The sequence below is a fragment of the Pseudomonas sp. NPDC089408 genome (genome assembly GCF_044749445.1).
Taxonomy (GTDB): domain Bacteria; phylum Pseudomonadota; class Gammaproteobacteria; order Pseudomonadales; family Pseudomonadaceae; genus Aquipseudomonas.
In genome coordinates this window covers 169,993-182,044 of sequence record NZ_JBIVHY010000012.1, presented here as the reverse complement: position 1 = coordinate 182,044, position 12,052 = coordinate 169,993, and the positions used below count along the sequence as shown (strand labels likewise).

10 protein-coding genes are annotated in these 12,052 nt (G+C 61.9%); 9 read left to right on the top strand and 1 reads right to left on the bottom strand.

Annotated elements, in window-relative coordinates:
- Positions 1–366: 366 nt before the first annotated feature.
- Genes ACIP02_RS19540 through ACIP02_RS19530 form a run of 3 tightly spaced genes read left to right on the top strand, consistent with a single transcriptional unit; the run spans position 367 to position 3,929 of the window.
- Positions 367–1,026, top strand: a complete 660-nt coding sequence (locus ACIP02_RS19540) for a paraquat-inducible protein A (protein WP_400619395.1) — start codon at positions 367–369, stop codon at positions 1,024–1,026.
- Complete coding sequence (locus tag ACIP02_RS19535; RefSeq protein WP_400619393.1) at positions 1,013–1,636, top strand: paraquat-inducible protein A; 624 nt, start codon at positions 1,013–1,015, stop codon at positions 1,634–1,636. The genes ACIP02_RS19540 and ACIP02_RS19535 overlap by 14 nt, the downstream gene beginning before the upstream one ends.
- Complete coding sequence (locus tag ACIP02_RS19530) at positions 1,629–3,929, top strand: MlaD family protein (protein ID WP_400619390.1); 2,301 nt, start codon at positions 1,629–1,631, stop codon at positions 3,927–3,929. The genes ACIP02_RS19535 and ACIP02_RS19530 overlap by 8 nt, the downstream gene beginning before the upstream one ends.
- Positions 3,930–4,157: 228 nt before the next feature.
- Here ACIP02_RS19530 and rpsT read toward each other — a convergent pair whose 3' ends face one another.
- Positions 4,158–4,436, bottom strand: coding sequence for a 30S ribosomal protein S20 (rpsT, locus tag ACIP02_RS19525; RefSeq protein ID WP_003247625.1), 279 nt, complete (start codon positions 4,434–4,436; stop codon positions 4,158–4,160).
- A gap of 250 nt (positions 4,437–4,686) precedes the next feature.
- Between rpsT and murJ the strand changes: the two genes are divergently transcribed.
- The 6 genes from murJ to ispH all read left to right on the top strand — a co-directional run bounded on the left by murJ (position 4,687) and on the right by ispH (position 12,022).
- Positions 4,687–6,225, top strand: a complete 1,539-nt coding sequence (gene murJ / locus ACIP02_RS19520; protein ID WP_201206488.1) for a murein biosynthesis integral membrane protein MurJ — start codon at positions 4,687–4,689, stop codon at positions 6,223–6,225.
- A gap of 118 nt (positions 6,226–6,343) precedes the next feature.
- Complete coding sequence (ribF, locus tag ACIP02_RS19515) at positions 6,344–7,294, top strand: bifunctional riboflavin kinase/FAD synthetase (protein ID WP_400619387.1); 951 nt, start codon at positions 6,344–6,346, stop codon at positions 7,292–7,294.
- A complete protein-coding gene (gene ileS, locus ACIP02_RS19510) occupies positions 7,291–10,122 on the top strand; it encodes an isoleucine--tRNA ligase (RefSeq protein WP_400619384.1) in 2,832 nt (943 codons plus the stop codon). Before ribF ends, ileS begins: the two co-directional genes overlap by 4 nt.
- Positions 10,115–10,630, top strand: a complete 516-nt coding sequence (gene lspA, locus ACIP02_RS19505) for a signal peptidase II (RefSeq protein WP_400619381.1) — start codon at positions 10,115–10,117, stop codon at positions 10,628–10,630. The genes ileS and lspA overlap by 8 nt, the downstream gene beginning before the upstream one ends.
- Positions 10,623–11,060 (top strand): FKBP-type peptidyl-prolyl cis-trans isomerase, encoded by a 438-nt coding sequence (gene fkpB / locus ACIP02_RS19500; protein WP_400619378.1) that lies wholly within the window; start codon positions 10,623–10,625, stop codon positions 11,058–11,060. Before lspA ends, fkpB begins: the two co-directional genes overlap by 8 nt.
- A gap of 14 nt (positions 11,061–11,074) precedes the next feature.
- Positions 11,075–12,022 (top strand): 4-hydroxy-3-methylbut-2-enyl diphosphate reductase, encoded by a 948-nt coding sequence (gene ispH, locus ACIP02_RS19495; protein WP_201206498.1) that lies wholly within the window; start codon positions 11,075–11,077, stop codon positions 12,020–12,022.
- Positions 12,023–12,052: the final 30 nt, after the last annotated feature.

Here is a 12,052-nt window from a genome sequence, read left to right as displayed (position 1 = left end):
CAGCAGTGAAACGATGCATCGCCGATGGTAGTGTGGGGTTTCCCCATGTGAGAGTAGGTCATCGTCAAGATTCATTTCGCAAAACCCCTATCTGCACATGCAGGTAGGGGTTTTGTCTTTCTGGGCCGAAAGCGCCGGGCCCCACACAGATCCCCCGGTCTTGTACAGATCCCCTGTAGGAGCGGCTTTAGCCGCGAACACCGGCAAAGCCGGTGCCATGCAACGCGTCGCCTGCTTCGCGGCTAAAGCCGCTCCTACAAAGATCGCGCCACAGGATAGACATCGCGTGAGCCTGGAAGGCGATGTCCTCCCACAATTCGAGCCATCACACTAGAATAGTCCCACGCACCTATTCAGAAGCGCTATATGTCCAATCCTGTCGAACCTGAATCACTGGCCAAGTTGCCACTGGACGAGCTTGTCGCTTGCCACGAATGCGACCTGCTGCTGCGCAAACCCGTGCTTCAGCATGATGAAAAAGCCCAATGCCCGCGCTGCGGCTACGAGCTCTATGCCCACCGGCACAACGTGGTTAACCGCAGCCTGGCCCTGGTGCTTACAGCACTGTTGCTGTTCATCCCGGCCAATTTCCTGCCAATCATGCAGCTGCACCTGCTCGGCCAGACTTCGGACGATACCGTCTGGAGCGGTGTGCTGGGCCTTTATAACTCGGAAATGCGCGGCGTCGCCGTAGTAGTGTTCCTGTGCAGCATGGCCATACCGCTGATCAAGCTGTTATGCCAGCTGACCGTGTTGTTGAGTATTCGCCTGAACGTAGGGCGGGACTATGGGCTGGTGTTCTACCGCCTCTATCACCACGTGCGCGACTGGGGCATGCTCGAGGTCTATTTCATGGGCGTGCTGGTGGCCATCGTCAAACTGGTGGACTTGGCCGAACTGACCGTAGGCTTGGGGCTGTTCTGTTTTATCAGTCTGTTGTTGATCCAGGTGTGGCTCGAAGTGGTGATGTCACCCCACCAGATCTGGAGTGCGCTATCAGGGGAGGACCTGCATGCGGGCGATTGATGCGGGCATTCTGGTCTGCAATGAATGTCACGAGCTGAACCGGCAAGAACCAGGCAGCACTTCGCAAACCTGCACGCGTTGCGGCGCCATCGTGCATGCGCGCCGGCCGAACAGCATCGTGCGTACCTGGGCGCTGCTGATTGCCGCGTCGATCCTGTACATCCCGGCCAACCTGCTGCCGATCATGACTGTGAGCACCCTCGGCCAGGGCAGCCCGGACACGATCATGTCCGGGGTTATCACCCTGCTCAAGCATGGCATGGTGCCGATTGCGGCGGTGGTGTTCATTGCCAGTATCCTGGTGCCCACGTTCAAGCTGGTGGGCATCGGCTTGCTGTTGTACTCCGTGCAACGCCGGCAGCCGTTATCTGCCCGGCAACGAATATTGATGTACCGCTTCATCGAATTTATCGGGCGCTGGTCCATGCTGGATATCTTCGTCATAGCCATTCTGGTGGCCGTGGTGAATTTCGGCCGAATAGCCAGTGTCGAAGCCAACCTGGGCGCTGTCGCCTTCGCAACTGTGGTGATCCTGACAATGCTTGCCGCTTTAACTTTCGATCCCCGACTGATTTGGGATAACACGGAGTCGGATGACGACCATGAGTGACTTGCCAACGGCTAAAACCCGCCCCGCTTCGAACTGGTCGGCTATCTGGATTCTGCCTTTGATCGCATTGATGATCGGTGGCTGGCTCGCATGGCAGGCCTACCGTGATGCCGGTGTGGAGATTGAAGTACGCTTTGAGTCGGGCGACGGCATCGTCGCCAACAAGACCGAGGTCATCTACAAAGGTATGCCGGTTGGCAAGGTGAAGAGCCTGGTGCTCGATGCCAAGGGCGACAATCAGGGTGTAATCGCCACGATCGAGATGAACAAAGCTGCTGAGCCTCATCTGAACAAGGGCACACGCTTCTGGCTGGTGAAGCCAAGTGTCAGCCTGGCAGGTATTTCTGGCTTGGAAACGCTTGTGTCCGGTAACTACATTGCAGTCAGCCCAGGGGAGGGCGAGCCTACCAAGCGGTTCAAGGCACTGAAAGTGGCGCCACCGCTGTCCGATAGCGAGCCGGGCCTGCACCTTATGCTCAAGGCCGAGCGGCTGGGTTCGCTCAACCGTGACAGCCCCGTGTTCTACAAGCAGATCCAGGTAGGCCGGGTCAAAAGCTACCGCTTATCCGAAGACCAGAGTACCGTCGAGGTCAAGGTCTTCATCGAACCAGCCTATGCCAGCCTGGTGCGTAAGCACACGCGATTCTGGAATGCCAGCGGCGTCAGTATCGATGCGTCGCTCTCCGGGGTGAAGGTGCGCAGCGAGTCGCTTTCGAGCATCGTTGCCGGGGGTATTGCCTTTGCGACGCCAGAGCACCGCAAGGACAGCCCGCCCACCGACCCGAGCCTGCCATTCCGCCTGTATGAAGACTTCGACGCAGCCCAGGCCGGTATCCGGGTCAAGGTGAAGCTTAGCGATTACGAAGGCCTGCAGGCGGGCCGCACGCCGGTGATGTACAAGGGTATCCAGGTAGGTTCGCTGAAAACCCTGAAGATGGAAGACAACCTGGCCAGCGCCTCGGCTGAGCTGACCCTGGACCCGCTGACCGAAGACTACCTGGTTGAGGGCACACAGTTCTGGGTGGTGAAGCCGTCGATTTCCCTGGCGGGTATCACCGGCCTGGAAGCGTTGGTCAAAGGTAACTACATTGCCATTCGCCCCGGTGAGAGGGGGCAGCGGCCGGAACGTGAGTTCGAAGCGCGCGCCAAGGCGCCACCGCTCGACCTCAAGGCGCCGGGCCTGCACATGGTGCTGTTCGCCGATACCTTGGGCTCGCTGGAGGTCGGTAGCCCGGTGATGTACCGCCAAGTGAAGGTGGGCAGTGTGCAAAGCTACCAGTTCGCCCGCAACAGCAACCGCATCCTGATCGGTGTGCACATCGAGAAGGAATACGAGAAGCTTGTAAACGGGTCGTCGCGCTTCTGGAACGTCAGCGGCATTACCCTGACTGGCGGCCTCTCGGGCATCAAGATCAAGAGTGAATCGCTACAGACGCTGATGGCTGGCGGTATCGCATTCGATACGCCGCGGCCCGATGTGCCGTTGAAGCGCCATATTCCGCGCTTCCGCCTGCTTGAAAGCCAAGAGGCGGTAAACCGTGCTGGTACCTTGATCACCATTCGGGTCGATCGCGCCGATGGCCTGAAGCCGGGTACGGCCATTCGCTTCCGCGGCCTGGATGTGGGCAGCATCGAGAGTGTCGACCTCACTGACGACCTGCAGGCGGTGCTGCTGCGGGCGCGTATTACCGAAGCGGCGAACCGCATTGCCCGTGCCGGTACGCAGTTCTGGGTGGTCAAACCGGCCTTGGGCCTGGTGCGCACTGAAAATCTTGACACGCTGATTGGTGGGCAGTATCTGGAAGTGCAGCCGGCGGCCAAAGACCGTGGACCGCAGCGCGATTTCATTGCCTTGGCCGATGCGCCGCAGGTGGCAGGGCCAGAGGTTGGCCTGCCACTGACGCTCAGCGCGCCGCGGCGTGGCTCGATCAAGCCGGGTGTGCCGGTGACCTACCGAGAGGTGGCGGTGGGCAAGGTGACGGGCTTCGAGCTGGGCCAGAGTGCTGACCGGGTGCTGATCCATATCCTTATCGAACCGCGCTATGCAGCCCTGGTGCGCAGCGGCAGCCGCTTCTGGAACAGCAGCGGCTTCGGCTTCGATTGGGGGTTGTTCAAGGGCGCTACAGTGCGTACCGAGTCGGTGGAGACCCTGATCGATGGTGGCATTGCCTTCGCGACGCCGGATGGCGAGCAGATGGGCAACCCGGCACGGCCGCAGCAGACCTTTGCCTTATTCGACAAGGCCGAGGACCAGTGGCTGCAGTGGGCGCCGAAAATTCAGATAGCCAAGTAACACCGGGCAAACACAGGCCTGCTTTTTTGTAGGAGCGGCCTTGTGTCGCGATCGGGCTGCGCAGCAGCCCCTCGATTTCAGCTGCTATGCAGGTATTGCCGGGGCTGCTTTGCAGCCCGATCGCGACACAAGGCCGCTCCTACAAAAAGCGTTGCGCCCCCGGGGCATGCATAAATCGCAGACAACAAAAAGCCGACCCTAGGGTCGGCTTTTCGACTTGCACGTCGCTTAGGCAGCTGCAGCTTCTTTCAGCGCCTTGATGTGGCCATTCAGACGGCCTTTGTGACGAGCAGCCTTGTTCTTGTGGATGATACCCTTGTCGGCCATACGGTCGATTACAGGTACAGCCAGAACGTAAGCGGCTTGCGCTTTTTCGGCGTCTTTTGCGTCAATGGCTTTAACTACATTCTTGATGTAGGTGCGGACCATGGAACGCAGGCTGGCGTTGTGGCTGCGACGCTTCTCAGCCTGTTTTGCACGTTTCTTGGCGGAAGGTGTGTTGGCCACCGTCGAGCTCCTCGAAAGACTTTAGGTAAATAGCAAACAAAATAGGCCGCGAATCATGCCGATCAGTCGACCGGATGTCAAGGCCACTTGCAAGGTTCCGCCGAGCGGTGCGCCAACAAGCCGGAAAGATTCCTTTCTGCTGCGCGACCTGTACACTCGGGAATTTTTGGCTCCCCTGCGAAGGCGCGGGAGTATCGCACATTCGGACGCTGTCTGGCAGCGTCCTCTGTCATTGGCGTGAATCTTTTCGATGAATCTGCTCAAATCCCTGGCTGCAGTAAGCTCGATCACCATGATTTCGCGGGTGCTGGGCTTTATTCGCGACACCATCCTGGCGCGTATTTTTGGGGCAGGTGTCGCAACCGACGCCTTTTTCATCGCATTCAAGCTGCCCAACCTGCTGCGGCGTATCTTTGCCGAGGGTGCTTTTTCCCAGGCCTTCGTGCCGATCCTGGCCGAATACAAGACCCAGCAAGGCGAGGAGGCGACACGCACCTTCATTGCTTATGTCAGTGGCTTGCTGACCCTGGTCCTGGCCCTGGTCACCGCCATCGGCATCCTGGCGGCCCCGTGGGTGGTGTGGGCGACGGCGCCGGGTTTTGTCGACAGCGCTGAAAAATACCAGCTGACCACCGACCTGTTGCGGGTGACATTTCCTTATATATTGCTGATCTCGCTGTCTTCCCTGGCCGGGGCGATCCTCAATACCTGGAACCGTTTTTCGGTACCGGCTTTTACCCCGACCTTGCTGAACGTGGCGATGATCGCCTTCGCGGTGCTGCTCACGCCGTACTTCAACCCGCCCATCATGGCCCTGGCCTGGGGTGTGCTGGCCGGTGGCCTGGCGCAGTTGCTGTACCAGCTGCCGGCACTGAAGAAGATCGGCATGCTTGTGCTGCCGCGCCTGAACCTGCGCGATACCGGCGTGTGGCGAGTGCTCAAGCAGATGCTGCCGGCGATTCTGGGGGTGTCGGTAAGCCAGATCTCGCTGATCATCAACACCATCTTCGCCTCGTTTCTGGTGGCCGGCTCGGTGTCGTGGATGTATTACGCCGACCGCCTGATGGAGCTGCCTTCGGGCGTGCTGGGCGTGGCGCTGGGGACCATCCTGCTGCCGACCCTGGCCAAGACCTACGCCAACAAAGACCGCGAAGAGTACTCGCGGATTCTCGACTGGGGCCTGCGCCTGTGCTTCCTGCTGGTGTTGCCGTGCACCCTGGCCTTGGCCATTCTTGCCGAGCCGTTGACCGTGGCGCTGTTCCAGTACGGCAAATTCAGTGCGTTTGATGCGGCCATGACCCAGCGGGCGCTGATGGCCTATTCCGTAGGCTTGCTGGCGATCATTCTGGTCAAGGTACTGGCACCCGGCTTCTATGCGCAGCAGAATATCCGCACGCCGGTGAAGATTGCGGTGTTTACCCTGGTCTGCACCCAGCTGTTCAACCTGGCGCTGGTCGGCCCGCTGGCACATGCCGGGCTGGCCTTGGCGATCAGCCTCGGTGCCTGCCTGAATGCCGGCTTGCTGTTCTGGAAGCTGCGCAGCCAGCAGCTGTTCGAGCCGCAGCCAGGCTGGGCCATGTTCCTGCTCAAGCTGGTATTGGCCGTGGCGCTGATGTCGGCCGTACTGCTGGCGGGCATGCACTACATGCCGGCCTGGGAGCAGGGCATCATGCTCGAGCGCTTCATGCGCCTGGGGGCGCTGATCCTGGCGGGCGTCGTGACCTATTTTGGCTGCCTGTACCTGTGCGGCTTCCGGCCGCGGCATTTTGCCCGCAAGGCCTTGCACTAAGGCTTCGGGCGGGTCAGGCGTCGGTTTTTCGCATTCCACGCCGCCCTTGGGCGCTGCTGCCTGTCACCGGCGCCCGGGTGTGGTTATAATCGGCCACTTTATGAGCAAGAAGCGCGTTATGCAGCTGGTTCGAGGTCTTCACAACCTGCGCCCCGAGCACCGGGGCTGTGTCGCCACCATTGGCAACTTCGACGGGGTTCACCGCGGCCACCAGGCAATCCTGGCGCGCCTGCGCGAGCGCGGCCAGGCTTTAGGCCTGCCGACCTGCGTGGTGATCTTCGAACCACAACCGCGCGAGTACTTCGCCCCCGACACCGCCCCGGCGCGCCTGGCCCGCCTGCGCGACAAGGTCGAACTGCTGGCCGCCGAAGGCATCGACCGGGTACTGTGCCTGGCGTTCAACCAACGCCTGAGCAAGCTCAGCGCCGATGCCTTCGTCAAGGCCATCCTGGTCGACGGCCTGGGTGTGCGCCACCTCGAAGTGGGCGATGACTTCCGCTTTGGCTGCGACCGCGCCGGCGACTTCGGCTTCCTGGTCGGGGCTGGCAAGCAATACGGTTTCACCGTCGAGGCCGCCAACACGGTGATCCAGGACGGCCTGCGGGTCAGCAGCACCGAAATACGCAAGGCCCTGGCCGAAGGCGACTTCGAGCTGGCCGAGCACTTGCTGGGCCGGCCGTACCGCATTACCGGCCGTGTCTTGCATGGCCAGAAGCTGGCTCGCCAGCTGGGCACACCAACCGCCAACATCCAGCTCAAGCGCCGCCGCGTGCCGCTGTCCGGGGTCTACCTGGCCAGCATCGAGATCGACGGCAAGGCCTGGCCGGGTGTCGGCAACATCGGCGTGCGCCCCACCGTTGCCGGTGACGGGCGCCCGCACCTGGAAATTCATCTGCTGGACTATGCCGGCGACCTTTATGGCCGGCGCCTGACGGTGGAGTTCCACCACAAGCTGCGTGAAGAGCAGCGATTCGCCTCCCTGGAGGCGCTGAAGTCGGCGATCGATGCGGATATCGCCGCCGCACGTGCACATTGGCACGCTCAACCGCTAACCAAGAGCCTGAAATGACCGACTACAAAGCCACGCTTAACCTTCCGGACACCGCCTTCCCCATGAAGGCCGGCCTGCCTCAGCGCGAACCGCAGATCCTGCAGCGCTGGGACAGCATTGGCCTGTACCAGAAGCTGCGCGAAATTGGCAAGGATCGTCCCAAGTTCGTCCTGCACGACGGCCCGCCCTATGCCAATGGCAAGATTCACATCGGTCATGCGCTGAACAAGATCCTAAAGGACATGATCGTCCGCTCCAAGACCCTGGCCGGCTTCGATGCGCCGTACGTGCCGGGCTGGGACTGCCATGGCCTGCCGATCGAGCACAAGGTCGAGGTTACCCACGGCAAGCACCTGTCTGCCGACCGCACCCGCGAGCTGTGCCGCGAGTACGCCGCCGAGCAGATCGAAGGGCAGAAGACCGAGTTCATCCGCCTGGGTGTGCTGGGTGACTGGGACAACCCGTACAAGACCATGAACTTCGCCAACGAGGCCGGTGAAATCCGCGCCCTGGCCGAGATGGTCAAGCAAGGCTTCGTATTCAAGGGCCTGAAGCCGGTGAACTGGTGCTTCGATTGCGGTTCGGCCCTGGCCGAGGCAGAAGTCGAGTACGCTGACAAGAAATCGCAGACCATCGACGTGGCCTTCCCGGTCGCTGACGAGGCCAGGCTGGCTGACGCCTTCGGCCTGGCCTCGCTGGCCAAGCCAGCCGCCATCGTGATCTGGACCACCACCCCGTGGACCATCCCGGCCAACCAGGCGCTGAACATCCACCCGGAGTTCAAGTACGCGCTGGTCGATACCGGCGAGCGCCTGCTGGTGCTGGCCGAAGAGCTGGTCGAGTCGTGCCTGAAACGCTACAACCTGGAAGGCTCGGTGATCGCCACCGCCCAGGGTTCGGCGCTGGAACTGGTCAACTTCCGACACCCGTTCTACGACCGCCTGTCGCCGATCTACCTGGCTGACTACGTCGAGCTGGGCGCCGGTACCGGCGTGGTGCACTCCGCGCCAGCCTACGGTGAAGACGACTTCGTCACCTGCAAGCGCTACGGCATGGTCAACGACGACATCCTCACCCCGGTGCAGAGCAACGGTGTGTATGTCGAGTCGCTGCCATTCTTTGGCGGCCAGTTCATCTGGAAGGCCAACCCGGCCATCGTCGACAAGCTGAGCGAAGTCGGTGCGCTGATGCACACCGAAACCATCAGCCACAGCTACATGCACTGCTGGCGCCACAAGACCCCGCTGATCTACCGCGCCACCGCGCAGTGGTTCGTCGGCATGGACAAGCAGCCAACCACCGGCGAGCCGCTGCGTGAGCGCGCGCTGAAAGCCATCGAAGAGACCAAGTTCGTCCCGGCCTGGGGCCAGGCGCGCCTGCATTCGATGATCGCCAACCGCCCGGACTGGTGCATCTCGCGTCAGCGCAACTGGGGTGTGCCGATCCCGTTCTTCCTGCACAAGCAGACCGGCGAGCTGCACCCGCGCACCGTCGAGCTGATGGACGCCGTTGCCCAACGCGTCGAAAAGGAAGGCATCGAGGCCTGGTTCAAGCTGGACGCGGCTGAACTGCTGGGCGACGAAGCCGGCCAGTACGACAAGATCACCGACACCCTCGACGTGTGGTTCGACTCGGGCACCACCCACTGGCACGTGCTGCGTGGCTCGCATGACATCGGTCACGCCACCGGCCCGCGCGCCGACCTATACCTGGAAGGCTCCGACCAGCACCGCGGCTGGTTCCACTCGTCCTTGCTGACCGGTTGCGCCATCGACAACCACGCGCCGTACCGCGAGTTGCTGACCCACGGCTTCACCGTGGACGAGAACGGCCGCAAGATGTCCAAGTCGCTGGGTAACACCATCGAGCCGGAAAAGGTCAACAACACCCTCGGTGCCGACATCCTGCGCCTGTGGGTTTCGGCCACCGACTATTCCGGTGAAATGGCCGTTTCCGAGCAGATCCTGCAGCGCAGCGCCGACGCCTACCGGCGTATCCGCAATACCGCGCGCTTCCTGCTGTCTAACCTGTCCGGCTTTGACCCGGCCCGCGACCTGCTGGCCCCGGAAGACATGCTGGCCCTGGACCGCTGGGCCGTGGACCGCACCCTGTTGCTGCAACGCGAGCTGGAAGAGCACTACAGTGAGTACCGTTTCTGGAACGTCTACTCCAAGGTGCACAACTTCTGCGTTCAGGAACTGGGCGGCTTCTACCTCGACATCATCAAGGACCGCCAGTACACCACCGGCGCCAACAGTGTCGCCCGCCGTTCCTGCCAGACCGCGCTGTACCACATCAGCGAAGCGCTGGTGCGCTGGATCGCGCCGATTTTGGCGTTCACCGCCGACGAAATCTGGCAGTACCTGCCGGGCGAGCGCAACGAGTCGGTAATGCTCAACGGCTGGTACCAGGGCTTGAGCGAGCTGCCGGAAGGCACCGAGCTGGACCGCGCTTACTGGGACCGCGTGATGGCGGTGAAGGCATCGGTCAACAAGGAGCTGGAAAACCAGCGTACCGCCAAGGTCATCGGCGGTAACCTGCAGGCCGAAGTCACCCTGTACGCCGACGAAGGCCTGAGCGCCGACCTGGGCAAGCTGGGCGACGAACTGCGCTTCGTGCTGATCACATCGGCCGCCAGTGTGGTGCCATTCGCCCAGGCTCCGGCCGAAGCGGTAGCCACCGAAGTCGAAGGCCTCAAGCTGCAAGTGGTCAAGTCCGGCCACACCAAGTGCGGCCGTTGCTGGCACTTCCGCGCCGACGTCGGCAGCCACCCGGAGCACCCGGAAATCTGTGGCCGTTGCGTCGACAACCTGACCGGTTCGGGAGAGGTGCGCCACTATGCCTAACCCTGCAGCGGGGCGCCTCGGGCGCCTGGCATGGCTGTGGCTGAGCTTGCTGGTCCTGGTCGTCGACCAGGCCACCAAGCTGTACTTCAATAATGCCCTGACCATGTACCAGCAGATTGTGGTCATCCCTGACTACTTCAGCTGGACCCTGGCCTACAACACCGGCGCCGCGTTCAGCTTCCTGGCGGATGGCGCCGGCTGGCAGCGCTGGCTGTTCGCCCTGATCGCCGTGGTGGTCAGTGCCGTGCTGGTGGTATGGCTCAAGCGCCTGGGGCGCAACGAGACCTGGCTGGCCGTGGCGTTGGCGCTGGTGCTGGGTGGGGCCATTGGCAATTTGTACGATCGCGTCGTGCTGGGCCATGTGGTCGATTTCATCCTGGTGCACTGGCAGAACCGCCATTACTTCCCGGCTTTCAACGTGGCCGACAGCGCCATCACCGTTGGTGCGGTGATGCTGGCGCTGGATATGTTCAAGAGCAAAAAGTCCGAGGATCCGGTCCATGACTGACACCCGTATCGGCCAGAACACCGAAGTCACCCTGCACTTCGCGCTGCACCTGGAAAACGGCGACACCGTCGACAGCACTTTTGACAAGTCCCCGGCCGTGTTCAAGGTCGGCGACGGTAACCTGCTGCCGGGCTTTGAAGCTGCGCTTTTCGGCTTCAAGGCCGGTGACAAGCGCACCGTCACCGTGGCCCCGGAGAGTGCCTTCGGCCAGCCTAACCCGCAGAACGTGCAGGTGATGCCGCGCTCGCAGTTCACCGACATGGAGCTGTCCGAAGGTTTGCTGGTGATTTTCAACGATGCTGCCAACGCCGAGTTGCCGGGCGTGGTCAAGGCCTTCGATGACGCGCAGGTGACCATCGACTTCAACCACCCACTGGCTGGCAAGACCCTGAGCTTCGAGGTGGAGATCCTCGAGGTGAAGGCCCTGTAAGCCTGGAGCCGAGCATGCAAATCAAACTCGCCAACCCTCGCGGTTTCTGCGCGGGGGTCGACCGGGCGATCGAGATCGTCAACCGCGCGCTGGAAGTTTTCGGCCCGCCGATCTATGTGCGCCACGAAGTGGTACACAACAAGTTCGTGGTGGAAGACCTGCGCAACCGTGGCGCCATCTTCGTCGAAGAGCTGGATCAGGTGCCGGACGATGTCATCGTCATCTTCAGTGCCCACGGTGTTTCCCAGGCCGTGCGCCAGGAAGCGGCTGGGCGTGGCCTGAAAGTGTTCGATGCCACCTGCCCCTTGGTGACCAAGGTGCATATCGAGGTGGCCAAGTACAGCCGCGATGGCCGTGAGTGCATTCTCATCGGCCACGAAGGGCACCCGGAAGTCGAAGGCACGATGGGCCAGTACGACGCCAGCAATGGCGGCGCCATCTACCTTGTCGAAGACGAGGACGATGTGGCCAACCTGCAGGTGCGCGACCCGGACCACCTGGCCTTCGTGACCCAGACCACGTTGTCGATGGATGACACCAGCCGTGTCATCGACGCCTTGCGTGCACGCTTCCCGAACATCGGCGGCCCGCGCAAGGACGACATCTGCTATGCCACGCAAAACCGCCAGGACGCCGTCAAGCAGCTGGCCGGTGAGAGCGACGTGGTACTGGTGGTCGGCAGCCCGAACAGCTCCAACTCCAACCGCCTGCGCGAGCTGGCCGAGCGCATGGGCACCCCGGCCTACCTGATCGACGGTGCCGAAGACCTGCAGCGAGGCTGGTTCGACCAGGCTGCACGGATCGGCATCACTGCTGGTGCTTCGGCGCCCGAAGTGCTGGTGCGTGGGGTGATCGAACAGCTCAAGGCCTGGGGCGCCACTGGCGCTGAAGAGCTGGATGGGCGCGAAGAGAACATCACCTTCTCGATGCCCAAAGAGCTGCGGGTTCGGTCGCTGATCTGATTGTGCTCGGGGATTACGCGGTCCCCGTGT